Below are 20995 nucleotides of genomic sequence, written 5' to 3'. Positions count from 1 at the left end.
CGTCCGGGGACGGCCGGACCCGCCGCCCGCCGGAACAACGGCTCGGTGAGAACCGTCTCGGTCCTGTCGGGCGTCCTGATCTACGGTGTCGTGAGTTGCCGCCGAAGGGGGAGGGACCGTGGAGCGATCAGGGGCAGCGCTCGCCGAGCGCGTGGCCGAGCGGAGGAACGGGGCAGGGGACCCGCGGGCGCTGGTCGGGGAGATGCGGCGTGCGGTCCTCCTGGTCCCGATGGCCGGGGACCGTCTGTGGTCGGCGCGGCTGGGCGGGGTGCGGTGGATCCACGGGTTCACGGACGAGGCGGCCCTGGCCCGGTTCGCCCGGCACCACGCCCCGGGCGACCGGCCCATGGACTACGCGGCGCTGCTGGGCGCGCGGATCGTGGACGAGATCCTGCCGGCGCTGGGTGAGCCCGCCGGTCTGGCCGTGGACGTCGCGACGGAGGACGGGGCGATGTTCTTCCCGCCGGTCGTCGGGATCGTCCCCGAGGCGGTCGCCGTCGACGCCGGTGAGGCGCGGGAGGTGCGGGCGTGAGCGGCGACGGGGCGGATCTGCATCTGGACAAGTCGTCGGTCGCGAAGTTCACCAAGGGGCTGAACTCGACGATCGACGAGCTGGGGGACCTGGGCGGTGCCACGGGTTCGGTGATGGGCAAGGGGTTCTCGGAGCTGGCGATGACCGGGATGGAGGCCGGGCACCACGGTCTGTCGGTGGACTTCGAGGACTTCTGCGAGCGCTGGGAGTGGGGCGTACGGGCGTTGGTGCGGGACGCCAGTGGGCTCGCGGACCGCCTCGGTCTGGCGGCGGGCACGCAGTGGGAGAACGACCAGTACCTCGCGGGCACGATGAAGGTGGGCGCCAACGCCCTGTTCGGCGGGAACCCGCACGCGAGCGAGGAGGAGATCGCGCAGCAGGGCTGGGGCGACATCCTCACGCCGGACTACCTGAACCCGGACTACAGCCCGGAGTCGTTCGAGAAGGCCGGCCAGGACATGGGGCAGACCTGGAAGGACACCGGCCGCACGGTCCTCACCGAGGGCTACGGGGGCCGGCAGTCCGACCTGCTCAACAGCGCGCTCGGTATCTCCGACGACCGGTTCGACCAGGCGCTGGACCAGACCTTCGGCCCGTCGCCGGAGGAACGCGCGCAGCAGGCGCAGCAGCAGAGTGAGCCGGGGGGCAACTGACCGTGGGTATCGGCGACATCATCAGCGACCTCACGCCGGACTCGGTCGAGGACGCGGTCGAGGACGGCCTGGAGTGGGCCGGTGACCGCGTCGAGGACGCGGGGAACTGGACGGCCGACCGGCTGGACGACGTCGGCTGGGAGTCCGGTGCGGACTGGGTGCGCGAGCAGTCCCGCTCGGTCGCCAACCGGATGGGCGCCGAGGTCGACGAGATGGACCTCGGCCAGACCGAGGACAAGACGAAGCTGATCTATGGCAGCCCCAGCAAGATCAACGCCACGGTCGCGAAGCTGCGCGCGTTCCAGTCGGCCTTCGACGGCACCGGGGACGGGCTCAAGGGCCTGAACTCCGGTGAGCTCAAGGGGGAGACGGCCGACGCCCTGCGCACCGCGGTGAGCACCCAGCCGCCCAAGTGGTACGCCGCCGCCGATGCCAGTACGAAGGCGCTGGACGCGCTCGACGCGTTCGCGGACACCGTCACCTGGGCGCAGGGTCAGGCGCAGACGGCGATCGACAAGTGGAAGGAGGGGGTGAAGGCCTCCGAGGACGCTGCGGACGCCCACCGCGAGAAGGTGGACGCCTACAACAGCGCGGTCGAGCGCTACAACGCCCAGCCGGCCGACAAGCGCGATCCGTCCACCCTGCCCCCGAGGCCCGCGTCGACGTTCACCGACCCGGGCAGGAAGCTGATGCAGGACGCGCAGGATCTCCTGGCCGAGGCCCGCAAGCAGCGCAACACGGCGGCGGAGACCGCGCGCACGGCGGTGCGGGCGGCGCGCGACATGGCGCCGGAGAAGCCGTCGTACGCGGAGCAGGTGCGGGACGGGTTCGAGGAGTCCCAGGTCATGGGGATGCACCTGGACGGCGGGATCATCAAGGCGTCGGCGGGCATCGTCAACTTCGTGCGCGGCATCAACCCGATGGACCCGTACAACCTCACGCACCCGGCCGAGTACGTGACCTCGCTCAACAGTCTGGCCGCCGGTCTGGTGGTCGCCGTCAACGACCCGGTCGGCACCGGCAGCCAGATGGTCAAGGACTTCATGAAGGACCCGGCCGAGGGCGTCGGCCGGCTGATCCCCGACCTCGCGCTGACCGTCGCCACGGGAGGCGGCGGCGCCGCGGTGAAGGGCCTGCGCGTCGTCGACGAGGCGTCCGACATCGCCCGGCTGCGGCGGCTGGCGGACGACGCCCCGGAGGGCACCCACACCCGGCCCGACGGCCGCCGCGTCACCGACGGCACCGACCCGGTCGACCTCGCGTCGGGCCGGATGTTCCTGCCGCAGACCGACGTCGTGATCCCCGGCATCCTGCCGCTGCTGTTCACCCGCCGCACCGAGTCCGGCCTGACCGCCGGCCGCTTCCTGGGACCGTCCTGGACCTCCACCGTCGACGAACGCCTGCTGATCGACTCCGTCGGCGTCGTCCACGTCACCGCCGACGGGCTCCTGATCCGCTACCCGCACCCGGCCCCCGGCGCGCCCGTCCGGCCGGAGTCGGGGCGGGCCCGCACGCTGCTGGCCCGCGACGGGAACGGCGACTACACGGTCACCGACCCCGACAGCGGCCTGGTCCTCGACTTCGACGGCCCGTCCGGCGCGGAGCCCGGGGGCGACGGCGTGGCCTGGCTCGGCGAGATCACCGACCGCAACGGCCACCGGATCAGCGTCGACCGCGCCGAGGACGGGCTGCCGCTGGCCCTGGTCCACTCCGCGGGCCGGCGGCTGAACCTGACGACCGCCGACGGCCGGATCACCGCCCTGTCCCTGGCCGGCGCGGGCGAGGACGGCGCGGACCTGCCCCTGATGAGCTACGGCTACACGGACGGCGCCCTCACCACCGTCACCAAGCCGTCCGGCACCACGACCACCTTCGTCTACGACGACCGCCGCCGCGTCATCGCCTGGATCGACTCCAACGACAGCCGCTACGACTACGTCTACGACGACCAGGACCGCGTCGTCGCGGAGGGCGGCGAGGCCGGGCACGTACAGATCACCCTGGCGTACACCGAACCCGACCCCGAGACCGGCCACCGCACCACGACGCTCACCACCGCCGACGGCCACAGCACCCGCCACCTCTTCGGCCCCGGCTGCCTCCCGCTCGCCGTCACCGACCCGCTCGGCCACACCACCCGGTTCACCCACACCCCCCACGGCAACCTGCACTCCCGGACCGACCCGCTGGGCCTGCGCACCGCCTTCTCCTACGACGAGGACGACCGACTCGTCGCCACCACCGGCCCCGACGGCGGCGAACTGCGCACCGTGCGCGACCCGTCCGGCCTGCCGGTGGAGATCATCGGCCCGGACGGCAGCCGGGTGCTCCAGGAGTTCGACGAACGCGGCAACCGCACCTCGGTCACCGCCCCGGCCGGCGCCACCACCCGCTACACCTACGACACCGCCGGCCGGCTCACCTCGGTCACCGACGCCCTCGGCGCCACGACCCGGGTGGAGTGCGACGCGGCCGGCCTGACCGTGCGGGTGACCGGCCCCACCGGCGCCGTCACCCGCACCGACCGGGACGGCCTCGGCCGGCCGGTCCGCGTCACCGACCCGGCCGGCGGCGTCACCCGCCTGGAGTGGCACCCCGACGGGCAGCTCGCCCGGCGCACCGCACCCGACGGCGCCACCGAATCATGGACGTACGACGGCGAGGGCAACGCGCTCACCCACACCGACGCGTCGGGCGGCGTCTCCCGCTTCGAGTACACCCACTTCGACCTCCTCGCCGCCCGCACCGGACCGGACGGCGCCCGCCACGAGTTCGAGCACGACCACGAACTGCGCCTCACCCGCGTCATCAACCCGCAGGGACTGGCCTGGACCTACGAGTACGACGCGGCGGGCCGCCTCGTCTCCGAGACCGACTTCGACGGCCGCACCCTCACCTACGACATGGACGCGGCGGGCAGGCTCACCGCCCGCACCGACGCCCTCGGCGGGACCATCGCGTACGAACGCGACCCGCTCGGCCAGGTGATCCGCAAGGACGTCGACGGCCGGGTCACGACGTACGCCTACGACCGGGCCGGACGCCTGCTCGAAGCCGTGGACCCGGACAGCGAGCTCCGCTACCAGTACGACCGCCGAGGACTCATCAAGACGGAACTGGTCGACGGCCGCCCGACCACGTACACCTATGACGTCCTGGGCCGCCGCACCCGGCGCACCACCCCCACGGGCCACGTCACCTCCTACACGTACGGCCCCGACGGCCTCGCCCGCAGCCTCACCAGCGGCGGCCACCGCATCGACTTCACCCACGACGACGCAGGGCGCGAACTCACCCGCGCCTACGACGACGCGCTGACCATGACCTCCGCCTGGGACGAGGCCGGACGCCTCACCGCCCAGCACATCGACGCCGGAACCCGGGCCGTCAACAGCCGCGCCTACACCTACCGCGCCGACGGCCACCTCGTATCCGTCGCCGACCGGAAGTCCGGCACCCGCACCTTCGACCTCGACGCGGCGGGCCGCGTCACCGCCGTCCACGCTCAGAACTGGACCGAGCGCTACACCTACGACGACGCCGGCAACCAGACCTCCGCCACCTGGCCCCCCGCCCACCCCGGCACCGAGGCCACCGGCTCCCGCGCCTACACCGGCACCACCCTCACCCGCGCCGGAGACGTCCGCTTCGAGTACGACGCCCTCGGCCGGATCACCCTGCGCCGGAAGACCCGGCTCTCCCGCAAGCCCGACACCTGGCACTACACCTGGGACACAGAGAGCCGCCTGACCTCCGTCACCACCCCCGACGGCACCCGCTGGCGCTACCGCTACGACCCGCTCGGCCGCCGTACCGCGAAGCAACGCCTCACCACCGACGGACAGGTGGCCGAGGAGACCCGCTTCACCTGGGACGGCTCCACCCTCTGCGAACAGACCACCCACCACACCGACGACCCGAACACGGTCGCCCTCACCTGGGACCATCGCGGCCTGGCCCCGCTGTCCCAGACCGAACGCATCCTCACGGCCGACGACCGCCGGACGGAGATCGACCGCCGCTTCTTCGCCATCGCCACCGATCTCGTCGGCACCCCCACCGAACTCATCGACGAGACCGGCCGCACCGCCTGGCGCTCCCGCGCCACCCTCTGGGGCACCACCGCCTGGCCCCGCACCAGCACCACGTACACCCCCCTCCGCTTCCCCGGCCAGTACTACGACCCGGAAACCGGCCTCCACTACAACGTCTTCCGCCACTACGACCCGGCCACGGGCCGCTATCTCACTCCGGATCCGCTCGGTCTCGATCCCGCGCCCAACCCGGCCCTCTACGTCCACAACCCGCACACCTGGACGGACCCGCTCGGCCTTTCTCCGTACAAGGGGGAAGGGAGCGCGGGAAAGGCAGAGGTCGACCCCCGAAAGCTCGATTACCTGTTCAACAAGGACATCAAGCCGAACACGCACAACTCGCCGAGGGCGCTCCAGAACGAACTGCAACTCAACCGGATCGGAATACCGGACACTCCGGCGATGCGGGAGTACGTCACCGGTCACCTGAGCGATGCCGCCCAGCAGCCGTTCGGGCGCACGTTCAGCAAGGAGTGGCCCGGCGGAAGCGGTGAGTTCGGTGTGACCGAATCAGTCCTCTACGGTCCCCACGGAGCCCTTGGTGTCGAGAGCACCTGGGAGATCCTGCCGGACGGTGGACAGAGGCTGTCCACCGTCATCTTCCGTGGCAGCGGACCGAATGTCAGCATTCACGGCGAGCTGAGTCACTGGCCGAAGTACGTTGAAAAGTGAAGGCAAACATGTACCGAGAGTTCTTGACCCCGGACGATGAAGAGGTCTACGAGGCCACCGGTGAATGGCCGGACGCGGACGAGAGCGGCGCGCGGGTTCTCACCCTGCACGATGACGCAGGGCAGTCGATTCTCTTTTCCTACGATGCGGTGGGGAGGTCGGTGAGGATCCGCTGGGTGAACGATCAGGGGGTCGAGATGCTGGACGTCTTCCGTGAAGGCGCGACGCGTCTCTCCTTCGCCTCAGGGAATTCGGCCAAGGGGATTTCAATCGAATTCCACACGGGCGAGTGCGCGGGCTCCCTGGAGATTCAGGTGACGCCCCGAATTTCGGTGAGCGACCGCCTCTTGTTCCAATAGGAAGCCGTGGAAGACACATGGGAACACGTGAAGCTCCGGCATCCGGTCGGCAGCAGGGCTCACGGCGTGGTCCGTGAGCCCTTTCCAACCTCACGCTGACGCGTGGTGAAGGACAAGTACGGCCTGGACGATCGCGGTGATGCGGTTGGTGCTGCAGCGGAGCTTCCGCAGAAGGCGCCAGCCCTTCAGAGTGGCCGTGGCCTGCTCGCCGAGGCAGCGGATCTTGGCGTGGGTGCTGTTGTGCCGACGCTGCCATCGCTTGAGGCGACGGCCTCGGAACGGGACGCGTACGGGGTGGCCGGCTCCCTGGTACGCCTTGTCCGCCCAGCACTTCAGCTCGGCCGCGGCGAGCGCGTCGATGATCCCGTGGGTCCGTGCGGCGGTCAGGTCGTGGACGGACCCGGGCAGGGCGGGTGACGCCCACAGCAGCCGTCCGAAGGGATCGGTGAGGACCTGGACGTTCATGCCGTGGCGCTTGTGTTTCCCGGAGCAGTACGGGGTGTCGGCGGCGATCCGGTCGATCGGCAGGAGGGTGCCGTCCAGGATCACGAACGCCTTGCTCCGGATGGTCTTCATCGCCTCGGTCAGGGTCGGGGCGAGGGCGGCCAGGACGTCGATGACCTCGCGTACGTAGCGGTAGACCGTCCCGATGCCGATGCGGAACCCGGCGGCGAGCTGGGCGTAGGTATCGCCGCATCGCAGGTGGGCCAGGGCGAGCAGGGCCTGTCGGCCTGCGGGCAGACGCCGCCGGCGCGTTCCGACCTCCCGCCGCCGGGCATGCAGTTGAGCGCTCAGATAGCGCAGGGTGCGGGTGGACAGATCAATCGACGACGGGTAGACAAGCACGCGAAGCTCCTGGTGGGGCACGGTGGATCTTGGTCGTGACACCTCCTACCAGGAGCTTCATCGCGCTGCAGAACCGCCCAAGTGACGGACATCGCCGTCAGGTTGGAAACAGCTCCGTAGCTGGATCTCGATCTTCGGAGGACCCGAATGACGTTTGACGACGATCAGGAACTGGATGTCACGGTGACCGGGGTCGCTCCGGTGGGCTCACGCGTCGAAGCCGACGGCGTGACCGGGTTCATCGACCAAGTGAAGCACCCCTCCTGGTGGGATGAGGACGCCGCACCGCCCCGGGTCGGGGACCGGCTGCACGTCGTCGTGCTCGACGCGAGCCGGAAACCGCCGCGTTTCAGCGCGCTGCAACGTGACATCGACAGGGCGCGCGGCTCCCGGCGCGCCGTTGACGACTCCGCCGGGGAGCTCCAGATCTATTCCGTGGAGAAACGGGGTGCCGGGACCGCCGTGTGCGTGGCCCGCTGTGTCGGTGGCGTGGTGCGCGCCGGGGCAGATTTCGGGGTTCGTCTCACCGACGGCGCGGCCGGCGGAGCCCCGGTGGTGCTGAGACTCGACCGGATCGAGCGCGACGGGCAGACGGCGGAGTCTCTGCATCCGCCCTACGGCGCCATCGTCCGGCTCTCGGGCGACGGCGTCGGCCTCCTGAAGAAAGGCGTCGTCCTCACCGCCGCCGACGGATGAACAGGTGACTCCTCCCCGCCATAAATGACGGGGCTTCTCGCTATGCCGGGTTGGCGTTGCGACGGACCGGCCCGGCCCGTAGAACGTTGGTTGCTCCTACGACGTCGGCGTGTGCCCGGTGGCCGCACGAGACGCAGTGGAACTTTTCCTGTGTGGGCCGGTTCTCCTTCGCGGTGTGCCCGCATTCGGGGCACTGGCGGGAGGTGTTGCGGGGGTCCACGGCGATCACTTCCCGACCGGCGCTTTCAGCCTTGCTGGTGAGGATCGTGAGGAACACCCCCCAACCGGCGTCAGCTATCGAGCGGTTGAGTCCGGTCTTCGCCGCTGCCCCGTTGGGCAGGAAGGCGCCCGGCTTGTCGGGGTCCGGCTTGGATGCAACGGTCTTGCTCATGTTGCGGATCTTGAGGTCTTCGTGCGCGATGAGGTCGTGCTCACGAACCAGGCCGAGCACGGTCTTGTGCGCGTGGTCGAGGCGCCGGCGGCGGACCTTGCCGTGCAGGTTGGCGACGCGCTCCACGGCCCGCTGGTGCTTCCTGGTGCGGTTCTTCGCCTTGCGGCGCGGATACCGCGACAGGGCCCGTTGTGCTGCTTCGAGCTTCGCGGCGGCCTTGCGGGCATGACGCGGGTTTTCGACGTGCACGCCGTTGGAGTCGGTCAGGAACGAGGCGATGCCCATGTCGATGCCGACCACGCTTCCGGTCGCCGGAAGCGGTTCGGGCCGGTCCTGCTCTGCGGTCAGCACGACGAACCACTTGCGGCCCTCGCGCTTGACGCCAACGGTCTTGACCTTGCCGAGAACGGCACGGTGCTGGTTGACCTTGACGTGCCCGACGCCTTGGAGTCGGACGCGGGTGACCGGGTCGTGCGGGGTGGCATCCCACCGGCAGCCGTCGCCGTCCTTGGGGAAGTCGACCGTGTCGAACCAGTTCACCCCGCGAAAGCGCGGACAGCCCGGCGTCTCACCGGCCTTGACCCGCCGGAAGAACGCGGCGAACGCCTTGTCCAACCGGCGCAAGGTGGCCTGCTGCGAACTGAACGACCACCGGCCGTGCCGCTCCGGGTCGAAGGCGCGGATCTCCTTGAGCTGCGCGGACTGCTGCCCGTACTTGACGCTCGTCCTGGAGACATGCCGGTAGGCGTCGCGGCGCTCTTGGAGCGCACCGTTGTAGAGGCCGCAGTGATCCCGCAGCATCTCACCCAAAGCGATCTGCCGGCCCACGGTGGGCCGCATGAGGAATTTGTACGCACGGATCATCCGGCCCACCCCCTTTCCACGTCGGTTCGGTGATCATAATCCGCTTGGCGGATGTCACCACGCTGGGAACCAGACCCTGATATCCGCCGAGGAAACCACGTCATCCACCACCTGCACGCCCACTTGGTGTTCGTCACCAAGTACCGGCGGGACATCTTCGACGACGACATGCTGACCCGCTGCGAGGCGGTCATGCGGGACGTGTGCCAGAAGTTCGAGGCCGACCTACGCGAGTTCAACGGCGAGGGCGACCACGTCCACCTGCTCATCCACTACCCGCCGAAGATCGCCCTGTCCAAGCTGGTCAACAGCTTGAAGGGCGTCAGTTCCCGGTACCTGCGGGCCGAGTACACCGGCCGGATCAACCGGATCGGCATGGGGTCCGTCTTCTGGGCGCCCTCGTACTTCGTGGGTTCCTGCGGCGGGGCGCCGCTGAGCATCGTCAAGGAGTACATCGAGAACCAGAAGCGGCCCACCTGACCGTCAAGACGGAGGCGCAGAGCACTCCGGCGCTTCGCGCCTCCGGTCTTAGGATGCGTTTCCCGCCCGGCCCGAAGGCCGGGATTCCCACGCAAGATCAGGGATGGACTTCATCGATCCACCCCACAGCGCAACGGTTCACTTGTCGGGCGACGGCGTGGATCACCTGAAGAGAGGCACCGTCCTCACCTCCGACGAGGAATAGTCCTCAGCACTCGATGATGTTCACCTCGGACCCGCAGTCCGTGTCCCGGTGACGACGGTCGCGTACCGCTCCTCGCAGGAGTCCACCCGCGCCACGAGCCCGCTGCCGGCGACGACCCGGGCGGCGCGCTCCGCCTGCCGCTCGCTCGTCTCGACGAGGAGGCTGCCGCCCGGGGTCAGCCAGCTGGGCGCCTCCGCGGCGACCCGGCGCAGGACGTCGAGGCCGTCGCCGCCGCCGTCGAGCGCGACGAGCGGCTCGTGGACGCGCGCCTCGGCGGGCAGCAGGGCGACGTCCTCGCTCGGTACGTACGGCACGTTGGCGAGCAGCACGTCGACGCGCCCGCGCAGGGTGCCGGGCAGCGGGGCGAAGAGGTCGCCCTCGTAGACGTGTCCCCGGTCCCCGACGTTGCGCCGGGCACAGCGTACGGCGGCGGGCTCGACGTCGGCGGCGTGGAGTTCGACGCGGTCCAGGGTGGCGGCGAGCGCGGCGCCGAGCGCGCCGGATCCGCAGCACAGGTCGACGACGACGGCCGGGTCCGGGGCGAGGGCGACGGCCCGGTCGATCAGGAACTCGGTGCGGCGGCGGGGGACGAAGACGCCGGGGTCCACGGCGATCCGCAGCCCGTTGAACTCGGCCCAGCCGAGGACGTGTTCAAGCGGGTGCCCGGCGGCGCGCCGCTCGGCCATGGCGGCGACTTCGGCGGGATCGGCGGCGGTGGCGGCGATGAGCCCCGCCTCGTCCTCGGCGAAGACGCAGCCGGCGGAGCGGAGGGTGACGACGAGGGAGGAGAGGTCGGACGGCGACAGCGGGACCGGCATGGTGCGGAGCCTTTCGGAGAAACGCCGAGGGGTGCTCCGCGGCCGGGTCAGGTCCGGTCGGCCACGCGCTCACAGGAGGGGAGCACCCGGGTCGAAACAGCGGTAATGGGTCCCACCTCCTTGGTCATGTCCCCGTGCGGGGATGCGAAAGGCTACCTCAGATCCTCAACGTCTGCGGGGACGGTCGGTTACCGCCGCGGGCCGTCCAGGGCCGTGCGGCAGGGGCGCGCGCTCGTCGCGCGGCGTGCGGCCTGCCGGGCACCCGCGGAACAGAAGCGTCCCGGGGTGCGTGGCGGTGCGGCCGGGGAGGCGCCGGTCAGCCGAGCGGATCGGCGGTGTCGCGCAGGGCGGCCAGGACCGGCGCGTACATCCGGGCCTTGATCGTGCGGAGAGTGTCGCCGGCCTTGTTCACCTGCGCCCGGGCGATCTCCATCGCGGTGGAGCGCACGGCGTCCTCGGTGACCGCCTGGTCGACGATGCCGGCGGCTGCGGCCTCGGTGCCGCCGTAGCGGTGGGCGGTGACCATGGCCTTGTGCGCGGCAGGCGGGGACAGCCGGGACTGGATGAGGGCGGCCATGCCCGGGGTGAAGGGGATGTCGATGTCCGCTTCGGGCAGGCACCAGTAGCCGCGGTCGGCACGCATGACGCGGAAGTCGTGGGCGAGGGAGAACATCGCACCGGCGGCGAAGGTGTGCCCCTGCAGTGCGGCCACCGTGATGACGGGCAGCGACAGCATCCGTGCGAACAGTTCGTGGACCGAGACGACGTACCGGTGGTACTCGTCGCCGTTGGCCATCAGCCAGTCCAGGTCGAGCCCGTTGGAGTAGAACTTTCCGGTGGCGGTGGTGACCAGGGCGCGGGGGCCCTCGGCCTTCTCCACCTCGTCGATCGCGGTGCTGACGGCGGTGAGCCAGTCGGGGTGGAAGCGGTTCTCTCCGTCTCCGAGGTCGAGAACGAAAACGTTGTCCTGACGGTCGAGCGAGGGCATGACGACTCCTTCGGGCTGGGCTGACGCTGATCAGGTGAAGCGGCTGCGGGCCACGGCCGGGACCGTGGGCCGGGGCCGGCGCGGTGGCCGTGGCCCGGGGCGGCCGCTTCGGGGGTGAGCCGCGGCCCCCGCCGGGGAAGGAGTGAGACCCCGAGCCCCGTGGGGCTCCGCTGCGGGCAAGGGCCCGGTCCCGGCTCCCACTCCTGCGCGGACTCACTTCCCCACCCCCTTTTCCCGACGGCACATGGCCCGCCGAACGGGCTACCTGTCGGTAACTTATGGGGTGGGACAGAGAACGTGCAAGAGGGGCCACGGCGATCGTTCAGGGGCGGCGAAGGCCGGGGCGCCCCGGCCTCCACGTCCGGCTCGGCGGCGATGGCGAGCCGTTCACCCCGCGCCTCGCGCCCCACCCGCACGATGCCCGGCGCCCCGGCGACCGGGTCCCGCAGGGCCCGCCACGTGGACCTGACGCCTGATCAACAACCGTGCGCACGACCCCCGTCGCACCGAAGCGTCATGGGCCTTCCGCCACATCTCGACCGGACGCCCGATGAGCCGGCCCCGCCGCGTTGGCCGGATCCGTCCTCCGGCACGACCCGTCTGGCGCGGAAGGCGCACGCGCTGCGGCGCGTGCACGTGGGAGAGCTGAGGCCGGCGGATCTGCGGACGCCCGCCTCCCAGCAGGTGGCGTTGCCGTACGTCGTCCCGGGCCTGCCGGAGCCGGCGTACGACGATCTCCCCCGCGGTGCCGCGGGGGAGATCGGCCACTTCGTCGCCGGAGTCAGCGGAACGCGTGAACCACCTGGATCTCGCCGACGATGTGCGCGTTGAAGTCGTCCAGCTCCTCCGCCGGAACCCACAGTTCCAGGATCGTCCGCCCGCCCGCCTGCCTGCCGCACGGGGTACCGGCTGTGGGGCGCCACAGGGTGGTCGTCGCCCGTCGGCCGGTCATGGGGCGCCCTGTGCCTTGTTCCTCCGGATCGTCAGCACGTTCCGGGTCCACCGCGTCTCGGGGTGGTCCTCCCCCAGCACGCGCACCATGTCGGCCAGGATTTGTTCGTACGCGGCCAGAGCGCCGGCCTCGTCTCCGGCTTCCCATATGTGCCCGGCGTGGTTGAAGCGTGTGACGAGCACCTGCGGGTGGTCCGCGCCCAGCGCGTCCACCCGGGCTGCCAGCAGCCGTTCGTGGACCTCCAGCGCACCGGCGGCGTCACCCAGCTCACGCAGCCGATGGGCCTCGTGCCGGAGGTCGACGGTTCCGGGGGCCTCTTCGCGCAACGTCCGGTCACGGACGTCGAGTTCCCTGAATGCCCGCGCCACCCAGTTCCCCCTCCGCCGCCTGCGCACCACCTCGGCAACACACCCGGCGGCCAGCACCACCGCGGCGGCCTTCCATCCTGGCGACATACGCGTCCTCCCGGTCACACCGACGTCTCCGGTAACGACGGACCGCACGGGCGTCCGGGTTCCCGCCACCGGGGGATTCCACGACCAGTTCGCTCTTCTCGGCCGCCCCGACCCCGAGGACGCCCGAACGACCGCACGGAACCGGCACTCACCGCACGGCCTCAACGGCCTCGAAGATGTCGGCATCGGTCTCCCGCTGCCACACCGGCAACTCATCCCAGTCGGCCACATAACCGGGCTTCGGCTCCTCGAAGTGCTTGTACATCTGGGCGGTCCAGCACAGGGCGACGAACCGCCCCTTCTGCTCCCGCGAAAGCCGCGCCACGTGCCCGCCACTCACCTCGACGAACTGCCGCACCTGCGCGTACACCGCCCCCGCCGCCTCCCGCTCCCACTGCGGGGTTTCCTCCCACGGCGTGACGTACCCGGCCTTCGGCTCCCCGGGAAAGTGCTGCCGCACACCGGCGATCCAACTCTCCCGAAACAAACGCGCACCTTCGGTCTGCGACATGAACACGCCTTTCTTCACAGTGTGTTGAGCACGCCGATTTCCGCCCCCAGCTCCGTCACACGCCGGTCGCGGCTCAAGGGCCCGAACTCGTCGCACAGGCCACGGAGTCTACGGGCGACATAGCCGGACCCCGAGGTGCGCGCCAGGCTGACGGCTTCGTTTCCGTACGTGACCACCTGGTCGGGGTCGCGGCGCTTCGCACCGATAGCGGCCAGGTCGACAAGCACCGCCGCACGTCGCCGGTAGGACGGCCCCGACGCCAGAGCAGTCTGTTTCAGCGCTGCCTGCAACGCCTGCTCCGCCAGGTCCAAGCGCCCAAGCTGGACGTACCGCGAACCCCGCTCCTCCGTGAGGCGCGCACCGTCGAACCTGAGCCAACCGCCACTGACGCTGCCTCCAGTCAAGTCGCGTACACGCTCTGCCTGGTCCATCGCGCGCTCGCACGCGTCCAGATCACCCAAGCCCGCGTATGCCTCGGCCTGGACCGACGCGACCCAATGGCGCGTCGAGAGGTGGCTGTCGCCCCGCTCCGCCAGCCTCGCGGCGGCCCCGAGCATCTGCGCGGCCTCCTGATAGCGCCGCTCCGACATGTCGACGTAGGCGTGCCGAACGAGTGCGCACGCCCACAGGTCGTACGCGTCGGCGTCCTTGCTGACGGTTGCCGCCAAAGAGTACGAAGCCGCCGCGTCGGCGTACCTACTCCCGTCGAACGCCACTTCACCGGCGAGCTGAAACAGGTCGGCCGCTGCGTTCAGCAAAGGGCGAGGGCTTCCGCGGTGGCCTGCCAGTGCCTCGGTCAGAGTCGTCAGCTGATCACGGACGACCGGGTAGACGGATCCCTTGGAACGAGCCAGTTGATAGACCTGCCAGAGGTGGACGTTCATGCGGGCGAAGTCGGCCGGCTCTCCCCGGCCTACACCGTCGACAAGAGCCTCGGCCTCTTCCACCGGCAGGATGGTCAGGGCCCCGCTGATGGCCAGTATCCGAAGGAATTCACGGCGAATCATTTCGTCGGGGTCTCCCGCGTAGTGGGAACGTGCGGACTGGCGCCCTGCTGTCTGCTTCACTACCGCTGCTGGCGGTGACAGGAGGGCATTCAGCTCCTGGGGACTGACCTCCAGCGCTGACGCCAGCCGCCGCCGCTGGGAGGGCTGCGGCTGGATCGTGCCCCTCTCCCAACGCCCGACCGTCGTGCGGTCCACGCCCACCAGCTCAGCCAGTTCTTCCTGACTGTAGCCCAGCGTCCTGCGCCGTTCCGCCAGCCCCATGACACCTCCCTCAGGCCTACTCCGACCGGCTCCGCGCCGTGCCCGAATCTGCATCAAGACTGCCGCATGGCTGCCGTGGAGACCTGCGACTTCGCGCGATTTCCTGGGTGTCGTCCAGAGCAGACACACGAAGCCACCCAGGAGTTCGATCATGAGCATGGGAAGAGACCCTTTGGCGAAGGACAGCGACGCACAGGTGGTCATGACTCTCCGGGTCTCCCGCGACTCCGGCCGGTCATGGGGGCCGAGGACAGACGTAAGGGCGGGCAGCAGCCGGGTGGCACCCATCGACTCCGGCGTGTTCCCGCCGTGCATGTGCCCGCGCTGCACCGGCCGCCCCACCCGAACGGCGCTGTGATGCGGTGCACGCTCTGGCGCCGCCTACCACCGTCCCTCGCCGAGGAGGCGCGTCGTACGGCGGCATCAGGTTGCATCGACGCGGCCGCACTTTTCCGGACTAAGGTTTTGGCGCCTGCGGAGCTGCTGGGAGGATCATGTTTCATGACTTCCGCCGCCTGGAGTACTCACTGCATCGAGCTCAAGCCCCACAGTGTGATCAAGAGGTTTAGACGCGGGAGCCGCGAGGAGTGCGAACGGGAGTGGCGGGCGCTGACCCTGCTCTCCGCGTATGCACCGGGCTTGGCTCCTGCTCCGCAGAGTGCAGACCTTGCGGCCGAGGAGCCGGTCGTAGTGATGTCCCGGCTGCCGGGTGAGCCGCTTCGGGGTCAGGTGCTCAGCGAGCAGCAGCTCAAGGCGTTGGCAGCGGCAACAAGCGAGATGTATGCGGCGGTGCCGGCAGAGGCACTTGCGAAGGTCCCGGTCCGGCCCGGCCAGCAGCATGAACTCATTGCCAAGATCCGAGCTTGGACACCACTGGCCCGCCCCCGCGTCAGCGCTGAGGTGGGGAGAGCCATGGATTGCGGCCTGGACTGGTTGGCTCGCTCAGGCTTCGAACAAGTCGCTTCGCCGGACGTCCCGCGGGTCTTTGGGCCAGGTGACGGGAACCTCGCCAACTATCTGTGGGACGGCTCTCGCGTGCGGGTCGTTGATTTCGAGGAGTCCGGTGTCAGCGACCGGCCTTTCGAACTGGCAGAGATCACGGAACACGTGGCCAGCTGGGTTGACCAGCCGCTAGATGTCGAGATGTTCCTGGATCAGTTCGATCTGAGCGCCACGGAACGAGCGCGACTGCTGGCGTGTCGTCGGCTACTGGCCCTCGTGTGGTTGTTCCTCCTGTCGTTCGACGACCCTCAGCGTCCGCGCAACCCGCCTGGGACGGCTGAGCGGCAAGCCGCCCGGCTGTCCAGGCTTCTCGGTCGGAAACTGCGGGCTGCCCAGCCGAGAGGGGGGAACTTCACCTGCCCGATCGAGTAGGGGAGGTACTCAAGCTGCACCGGGAGAAGTTCCCTCCCGCGGCCGTGACACTGCCATGGCTGCGGCCGGACGGCCCGCTCGTCACCGAGCAGCTGCTGTTCACTCGTGCTGACGGCAGCGGTGCGGTCCGGCGTACGGACTTCAACACCCGCGTCTGGAAGCCCGCACTCGTGAAGGCCGGCGTCTTGCCGCGGCCCGGCGAGCGTCACCAGGCCGCTCGCGAGCACGGCATGCACGCGCGGCGGCACTTCTACGCGTCTGTGCTCCTGGACGCCGGCGAGAACATCAAGGCGCTGAGCACGTACCTCGGCCACAGCGACCCGGGGTTCACACTGCGGGTCTACACGCACCTCATGCCGAGCAGTGAAGGCCGCACCCGGAAGGCCGCGGACAGCATGTACGAGGCCCTCGCTACGACAGCAGACGGCCCACAGACGGCCCAGGGCGCCTAGAACGACTTCGGGCCGACGGTGAGACACCGCCGGCCCGAAGCCACGTCCAAGCGCCCTACCAGCGCTGACCTGCGGTTACAGCACCGGCAGCAGCGCCTTCCGTTCGAAGGCCGTGACCTCGCTGCGGTACTCCTCCCACTCCCGCTTCTTGTTGCGGAGGAAGAAGTCGAAGACGTGCTCGCCGAGGGTTTCGGCGACCAGTTCGCTCTTCTCCATCAGGGAGATCGCCTCGCCCAGGTTCTGCGGGAGCGGTTCGATGCCCATCGCGCGGCGTTCCGCGTCGGAGAGGGCCCAGACGTCGTCGTCGGCGCCGGCCGGGAGTTCGTAGCCCTCCTCGATGCCCTTGAGGCCGGCGGCGAGGAGGACCGCGTAGGTGAGGTACGGGTTGGCGCCGGAGTCGATGGAGCGGACCTCGACGCGGGCGGAGCCGGTCTTGCCGGGCTTGTACATGGGGACGCGGATCAGCGCGGAGCGGTTGTTGTGGCCCCAGCAGATGTACGAGGGGGCCTCGCCGCCGGCGCCCGCGGCGCGGGAGGAGCCGCCCCAGATGCGCTTGTAGGAGTTGACCCACTGATTGGTGACGGCGGAGATCTCCGCCGCGTGCCGGAGCAGGCCCGCGATGAAGGAGCGGCCGACCTTGGAGAGCTGGTACTCCGCGCCGGACTCGTAGAAGGCGTTGCGGTCGCCCTCGAAGAGGGAGAGGTGGGTGTGCATGCCCGAGCCGGGGTACTCGGAGAACGGCTTCGGCATGAACGTGGCCTGCACGCCCTGCTCCAGCGCCACCTGCTTCATGACCAGGCGGAAGGTCATGATGTTGTCGGCCGTGGAGAGCGCGTCGGCGTAGCGGAGGTCGATCTCCTGCTGGCCGGGTGCGCCCTCGTGGTGGCTGAACTCGACCGAGATGCCCATGGATTCGAGCATGGTGATCGCCTGGCGGCGGAAGTCCATGCCGACGTTCTGCGGGGTGTGGTCGAAGTAGCCGGAGCTGTCGGCCGGGGTGGGCCGGGTGCCGTCGACCGGCTTGTCCTTCAGCAGGAAGAACTCGATCTCCGGGTGGGTGTAGAAGGTGAAGCCCAGGTCCGAGGTCTTGGCCAGGATGCGCTTGAGTACGAAGCGGGGGTCGGCGAAGGACGGCGAGCCGTCCGGCATCAGGATGTCGCAGAACATCCGGGCCGTGCCCGGTGCCTCCGCGCGCCACGGGAGGATCTGGAACGTCCCCGGGTCCGGCTTGGCGATCATGTCCGATTCGTACACCCGGGCGAAGCCCTCGATCGCCGAGCCGTCGAAGCCGATGCCCTCGTCGAACGCCTGCTCAAGCTCGGCAGGCGCCACGGCCACGGACTTGAGGAAACCGAGCACATCGGTGAACCACAGCCGTACGAACCGGATGTCGCGCTCCTCAAGGGTCCTGAGGACGAATTCCTGCTGCTTGTCCATAGCCACATCCTTGCAGTTCAGACGGCTTGTGCTCCACCTCCCGGGGCTGGGGAGAGACTCCAGTATCACGACCCCGGATTTCCCCCAGATTACGCACCCAACGTGACATGGAGCACTCGGCCACCCATTACGATCGGCGCCCGTGGTGTGCACGGGCGCCGATCGCCTCGTCACCGGCCCGCGCGCCCCCGGTTTCCCCGCTCCGCCCGTCCCCTCGTCGCCCCTTCCCCGAAGGACCCACATGAGCTACGACCGCAGGACCCGCATAGAACAGATGCGCAACGCCGACCGCGCGCGGGACCGCCGCAACCGGGTGCTGGCCATCAGCCTCGGCGCCGTCGTCGTCGCCGGGCTCGTCACCTTCGGTACGTATACGGTCCTCGACAAATCCGACGGCGGCTCCGGCAGCTCGAGCAGTTCGATGACCGGTGACGGGAAGGGCGGCTCGCCCTCCGCCGGGGAGAAGGACGAGAACCTGGCCACCGGACCGATCGAGGGCGAGAAGTCCTGGGACGCGAAGAAGCTGACCCGCAACCACGTCAGCGAGAACGTCACCTACCCCATGAAGCCCCCGGTCGGCGGGGACCACAGCCCGGTCTGGATGAACTGCGACGGCGAGGTCTACGAGAAGGCCGTCCCCGACGTGAACGCCGTGCACGCCCTGGAGCACGGTTCGGTCTGGGTGACGTACACCGACGAGGCGCCCACCGCCGATGTGAAGAAGCTCGCCGACCGGGTGTCGAAGACGCCGTACTCGCTGATGAGCCCCTACAAGGACCAGGCCGGGGCCATCATGCTGAGCGCCTGGGGCAAGCAGGTCACCGTGGACGGTGCGGACGACCCGCGCGTGGCGCAGTTCTTCGCCCACTACGTGCAGGGCCCGCAGACGCCCGAGCCGGGTGCCGCCTGCACCGGCGGGCTCGACGGGTCGTAGGCCGGGGGCCCGGCGGACGGGCCGGGGCGGCCCTTCCCCCGCACCGTGATCGCACCCGTCGCCCGCCCCAGGGCGGGCGACGGCGGCCGCGGGCGTCGTCGTTCCGCGCGGCCCGCCCGGGCATCGCGTCAGTCAGACGATTAGAGTGGGCCGCGTGCCTCAACTACGCCTCGCACTGAATCAGATCGACTCGACCGTCGGCGACCTCGCCGGCAACACCGAGGCGATCGTCCACTGGACCCGGCACTCCGCCGAACAGGGCGCCCACTTCGTGGCGTTCCCCGAGATGGTGCTGACCGGCTACCCCGTCGAGGACCTGGCCCTGCGGTCGTCCTTCGTCGAGGCCTCGCGCCAAGCGCTGCGCGCGCTCGCCGCCCGGCTCGACGCGGAGGGCTTCGGGGAGATCCCCGTCCTCGTCGGCTACCTCGACCGTTCGGAGTTCGCCGCGGAGCGCTACGGCCAGCCCGCCGGCTCGCCGCGCAACGCGGCCGCGGTGCTGCACCGCGGCGGGATCGCGCTGAACTTCGCCAAGCACCACCTGCCGAACTACGGCGTCTTCGACGAGTTCCGGTACTTCGTGCCGGGCGACTCGATGCCCGTCGTACGCGTGCACGGCATCGACGTGGCGCTCGCGATCTGCGAGGACCTCTGGCAGGACGGCGGCCGGGTCCCGGCCGCGCGCGCCGCCGGGGCCGGACTGCTGCTGTCGGTCAACGCCTCGCCGTACGAGCGGGACAAGGACGACACCCGGCTGGAACTGGTCCGCAAGCGCGCCCGTGAGGCCGGCTGCACGACCGCCTACCTCGCGATGATCGGCGGCCAGGACGAGCTGGTCTTCGACGGCGACTCGATCGTCGTCGACCGGGAGGGCGAGGTCATCGCCCGCGCCCCGCAGTTCGCCGAGGGCAGCGTGATCCTCGACCTGGAGCTGCCCGCCGCCTCCGCCGAGGCGCCCTCCGGTGTGGTCAACGACGGCCTGCGGATCGACCACGTGGTCCTCTCCGCGGAGCCGCTGCCGGCGTACGAGCCCGAGCTCGCCGGCGGTTACGCGGAGCGGCTCGACGACGACGAGGAGCTGTACACGGCCCTCGTGGTGGGCCTGCGGGCCTACACCGCGAAGAACGGCTTCAACAGCGTGCTGATCGGGCTCTCCGGCGGCATCGACTCGGCACTGGTCGCCGCCATCGCCTGCGACGCGCTGGGCGCGCAGCAGGTGTACGGGGTCTCGATGCCGTCGAAGTACTCCTCGGACCACTCCAAGGGCGACGCGGCCGAGCTGGCCCGGCGCACCGGGCTGAACTACCGGACCGTTCCGATCGAGCCGATGTTCGACGCGTACATGGGGTCGCTGGGGCTCACCGGCCTCGCCGAGGAGAACCTCCAGTCGCGGCTGCGCGGCACGATGCTGATGGCCATCTCCAACCAGGAGGGCCAGATCGTGCTGGCCCCGGGCAACAAGTCGGAGCTGGCGGTCGGCTACTCGACGCTGTACGGGGACTCGGTCGGCGCGTACGGGCCGATCAAGGACGTGTACAAGACGTCGGTGTTCCGGCTGGCGAAGTGGCGCAACCGGGCCGCCGAGGAGCGCGGGCAGACGCCGCCGATCCCGGAGGCGTCCATCACCAAGCCGCCCAGCGCCGAGCTGCGGCCGGGCCAGGTCGACACGGACTCGCTGCCGGACTACGACGTGCTCGACCGCATCCTGGAGCTGTACGTCGACCGGGACCAGGGGCTCGAAGCGATCGTCGCGGCCGGTTTCGACCGGGCACTGGTGGCGAAGACGCTGCGGATGGTGGATGCGGCGGAGTACAAGCGGCGGCAGTATCCGCCGGGGACGAAGATCTCGCCGAAGGGGTTCGGGAAGGACCGGCGGCTGCCGATCACCAATCGGTGGCGCGAGGCCGGCTGAAGCCGGCGGATCCACGGATACGCGAGCCCGTCCGGGGCTGGGGGTTCGTCCTCGAGCGCCGGACGGGCTTGGTCGTGCCGGTCTCCGGTCAGGAACTGCGGCCCG

Annotated in this window: 20 protein-coding genes; 11 read left to right on the top strand and 9 right to left on the bottom strand. The window is 70.1% G+C overall.

Annotation, left to right across the window (positions count from 1 at the left end; translation table 11 throughout):
• Positions 1-118: 118 nt before the first annotated feature.
• Genes ABZ564_RS10805 through ABZ564_RS10790 form a run of 4 tightly spaced genes read left to right on the top strand, consistent with a single transcriptional unit; the run spans position 119 to position 6310 of the window.
• Positions 119-532 carry an SseB family protein gene (locus tag ABZ564_RS10805; RefSeq protein WP_360852944.1) on the top strand — a complete coding sequence of 138 codons (414 nt, stop codon included), beginning with the start codon at positions 119-121 and terminating at the stop codon, positions 530-532.
• The gene (locus ABZ564_RS10800) at positions 529-1185 is read left to right on the top strand and encodes a hypothetical protein (RefSeq protein WP_360852941.1); all 657 of its coding nucleotides are present in this window, start codon (positions 529-531) and stop codon (positions 1183-1185) included. Before ABZ564_RS10805 ends, ABZ564_RS10800 begins: the two co-directional genes overlap by 4 nt.
• 2 nt (positions 1186-1187) lie before the next feature.
• Positions 1188-5951, top strand: coding sequence for a putative T7SS-secreted protein (locus ABZ564_RS10795; protein WP_360852938.1), 4764 nt, complete (start codon positions 1188-1190; stop codon positions 5949-5951).
• Positions 5952-5974: 23 nt separating this feature from the next.
• Positions 5975-6310 (top strand): hypothetical protein, encoded by a 336-nt coding sequence (locus tag ABZ564_RS10790; protein WP_360852934.1) that lies wholly within the window; start codon positions 5975-5977, stop codon positions 6308-6310.
• A 90-nt stretch (positions 6311-6400) separates the two neighbouring features.
• Here ABZ564_RS10790 and ABZ564_RS10785 read toward each other — a convergent pair whose 3' ends face one another.
• Positions 6401-7156: a transposase family protein gene (locus tag ABZ564_RS10785; protein WP_360852931.1), complete on the bottom strand. Its 756-nt coding sequence runs from the start codon at positions 7154-7156 to the stop codon at positions 6401-6403.
• 147 nt (positions 7157-7303) lie between these two features.
• Between ABZ564_RS10785 and ABZ564_RS10780 the strand changes: the two genes are divergently transcribed.
• Positions 7304-7852, top strand: coding sequence for a hypothetical protein (locus ABZ564_RS10780; protein ID WP_360852928.1), 549 nt, complete (start codon positions 7304-7306; stop codon positions 7850-7852).
• 40 nt (positions 7853-7892) lie between these two features.
• Here ABZ564_RS10780 and ABZ564_RS10775 read toward each other — a convergent pair whose 3' ends face one another.
• Complete coding sequence (locus ABZ564_RS10775) at positions 7893-9107, bottom strand: transposase (RefSeq protein ID WP_360852925.1); 1215 nt, start codon at positions 9105-9107, stop codon at positions 7893-7895.
• Between the two features lie 51 nt (positions 9108-9158).
• On the opposite strand from ABZ564_RS10775, the gene tnpA reads away from it, so the two are divergent.
• A complete protein-coding gene (gene tnpA, locus ABZ564_RS10770) occupies positions 9159-9587 on the top strand; it encodes an IS200/IS605 family transposase (protein WP_360852921.1) in 429 nt (142 codons plus the stop codon).
• A gap of 225 nt (positions 9588-9812) precedes the next feature.
• Here tnpA and ABZ564_RS10765 read toward each other — a convergent pair whose 3' ends face one another.
• Entirely contained in the window at positions 9813-10610 is a 798-nt protein-coding gene (locus tag ABZ564_RS10765; RefSeq protein WP_360852918.1) for a putative protein N(5)-glutamine methyltransferase, read from the bottom strand.
• Between the two features lie 316 nt (positions 10611-10926).
• A complete protein-coding gene (locus ABZ564_RS10760; protein ID WP_360852915.1) occupies positions 10927-11598 on the bottom strand; it encodes an enoyl-CoA hydratase-related protein in 672 nt (223 codons plus the stop codon).
• A 375-nt stretch (positions 11599-11973) separates the two neighbouring features.
• On the opposite strand from ABZ564_RS10760, the gene ABZ564_RS10755 reads away from it, so the two are divergent.
• A complete protein-coding gene (locus ABZ564_RS10755; RefSeq protein ID WP_360852912.1) occupies positions 11974-12429 on the top strand; it encodes a contact-dependent growth inhibition system immunity protein in 456 nt (151 codons plus the stop codon).
• Here the strand turns inward: ABZ564_RS10755 and ABZ564_RS10750 are convergent.
• From ABZ564_RS10750 to ABZ564_RS10735, 4 genes are all read right to left on the bottom strand, one after another.
• Positions 12380-12550 carry a hypothetical protein gene (locus ABZ564_RS10750; protein WP_360852909.1) on the bottom strand — a complete coding sequence of 57 codons (171 nt, stop codon included), beginning with the start codon at positions 12548-12550 and terminating at the stop codon, positions 12380-12382. The two genes, ABZ564_RS10755 and ABZ564_RS10750, sit on opposite strands and share 50 nt — an antisense overlap.
• The gene (locus ABZ564_RS10745) at positions 12547-13005 is read right to left on the bottom strand and encodes a tetratricopeptide repeat protein (protein ID WP_360852906.1); all 459 of its coding nucleotides are present in this window, start codon (positions 13003-13005) and stop codon (positions 12547-12549) included. Before ABZ564_RS10745 ends, ABZ564_RS10750 begins: the two co-directional genes overlap by 4 nt.
• 148 nt (positions 13006-13153) lie before the next feature.
• Positions 13154-13516: a hypothetical protein gene (locus ABZ564_RS10740; RefSeq protein WP_360853026.1), complete on the bottom strand. Its 363-nt coding sequence runs from the start codon at positions 13514-13516 to the stop codon at positions 13154-13156.
• Between the two features lie 14 nt (positions 13517-13530).
• On the bottom strand, positions 13531-14784 hold the full coding sequence (locus tag ABZ564_RS10735) for a helix-turn-helix transcriptional regulator (RefSeq protein ID WP_360852903.1): 1254 nt from the start codon (positions 14782-14784) through the stop codon (positions 13531-13533).
• 501 nt (positions 14785-15285) lie between these two features.
• On the opposite strand from ABZ564_RS10735, the gene ABZ564_RS10730 reads away from it, so the two are divergent.
• Both ABZ564_RS10730 and ABZ564_RS10725 read left to right on the top strand, forming a co-directional pair.
• A complete protein-coding gene (locus tag ABZ564_RS10730) occupies positions 15286-16158 on the top strand; it encodes an aminoglycoside phosphotransferase family protein (RefSeq protein WP_360852899.1) in 873 nt (290 codons plus the stop codon).
• 44 nt (positions 16159-16202) lie between these two features.
• Positions 16203-16610 (top strand): integrase, encoded by a 408-nt coding sequence (locus tag ABZ564_RS10725; RefSeq protein WP_360852896.1) that lies wholly within the window; start codon positions 16203-16205, stop codon positions 16608-16610.
• A 75-nt stretch (positions 16611-16685) separates the two neighbouring features.
• Here the strand turns inward: ABZ564_RS10725 and glnA are convergent, their stop codons facing one another.
• Complete coding sequence (gene glnA, locus ABZ564_RS10720) at positions 16686-18047, bottom strand: type I glutamate--ammonia ligase (RefSeq protein ID WP_360852893.1); 1362 nt, start codon at positions 18045-18047, stop codon at positions 16686-16688.
• Positions 18048-18288: 241 nt separating this feature from the next.
• Here glnA and ABZ564_RS10715 point away from each other — a divergent pair, with 241 nt between their 5' ends.
• A complete protein-coding gene (locus ABZ564_RS10715) occupies positions 18289-18981 on the top strand; it encodes a DUF3105 domain-containing protein (RefSeq protein ID WP_360852890.1) in 693 nt (230 codons plus the stop codon).
• A gap of 154 nt (positions 18982-19135) precedes the next feature.
• Positions 19136-20890: an NAD+ synthase gene (locus tag ABZ564_RS10710; RefSeq protein WP_360852887.1), complete on the top strand. Its 1755-nt coding sequence runs from the start codon at positions 19136-19138 to the stop codon at positions 20888-20890.
• Positions 20891-20995: the final 105 nt, after the last annotated feature.

The sequence above is a fragment of the Streptomyces sp. NPDC019224 genome, assembly GCF_040632605.1.
Lineage (GTDB): Bacteria > Actinomycetota > Actinomycetes > Streptomycetales > Streptomycetaceae > Streptomyces.
This window is presented reverse-complemented; position numbering and strand designations above follow the sequence as displayed.

What these genes read in the sequence shown, in the direction of transcription:
- ABZ564_RS10740 (WP_360853026.1), bottom strand. Translation starts at nt 13,516, where the DNA reads ATGTCGCAGACCGAAGGTGCGCGTTTGTTTCGGGAGAGTTGGATCGCC.
- ABZ564_RS10750 (WP_360852909.1), bottom strand. Translation starts at nt 12,550, where the DNA reads ATGACCGGCCGACGGGCGACGACCACCCTGTGGCGCCCCACAGCCGGT.
- ABZ564_RS10755 (WP_360852912.1), top strand. Translation starts at nt 11,974, where the DNA reads ATGGCGAGCCGTTCACCCCGCGCCTCGCGCCCCACCCGCACGATGCCC.
- ABZ564_RS10735 (WP_360852903.1), bottom strand. Translation starts at nt 14,784, where the DNA reads ATGGGGCTGGCGGAACGGCGCAGGACGCTGGGCTACAGTCAGGAAGAA.
- tnpA (WP_360852921.1), top strand. Translation starts at nt 9,159, where the DNA reads ATGTCACCACGCTGGGAACCAGACCCTGATATCCGCCGAGGAAACCAC.
- ABZ564_RS10775 (WP_360852925.1), bottom strand. Translation starts at nt 9,107, where the DNA reads ATGATCCGTGCGTACAAATTCCTCATGCGGCCCACCGTGGGCCGGCAG.
- ABZ564_RS10715 (WP_360852890.1), top strand. Translation starts at nt 18,289, where the DNA reads ATGAGCTACGACCGCAGGACCCGCATAGAACAGATGCGCAACGCCGAC.
- ABZ564_RS10760 (WP_360852915.1), bottom strand. Translation starts at nt 11,598, where the DNA reads ATGCCCTCGCTCGACCGTCAGGACAACGTTTTCGTTCTCGACCTCGGA.
- glnA (WP_360852893.1), bottom strand. Translation starts at nt 18,047, where the DNA reads ATGGACAAGCAGCAGGAATTCGTCCTCAGGACCCTTGAGGAGCGCGAC.
- ABZ564_RS10745 (WP_360852906.1), bottom strand. Translation starts at nt 13,005, where the DNA reads ATGTCGCCAGGATGGAAGGCCGCCGCGGTGGTGCTGGCCGCCGGGTGT.
- ABZ564_RS10780 (WP_360852928.1), top strand. Translation starts at nt 7,304, where the DNA reads ATGACGTTTGACGACGATCAGGAACTGGATGTCACGGTGACCGGGGTC.
- ABZ564_RS10765 (WP_360852918.1), bottom strand. Translation starts at nt 10,610, where the DNA reads ATGCCGGTCCCGCTGTCGCCGTCCGACCTCTCCTCCCTCGTCGTCACC.
- ABZ564_RS10730 (WP_360852899.1), top strand. Translation starts at nt 15,286, where the DNA reads ATGACTTCCGCCGCCTGGAGTACTCACTGCATCGAGCTCAAGCCCCAC.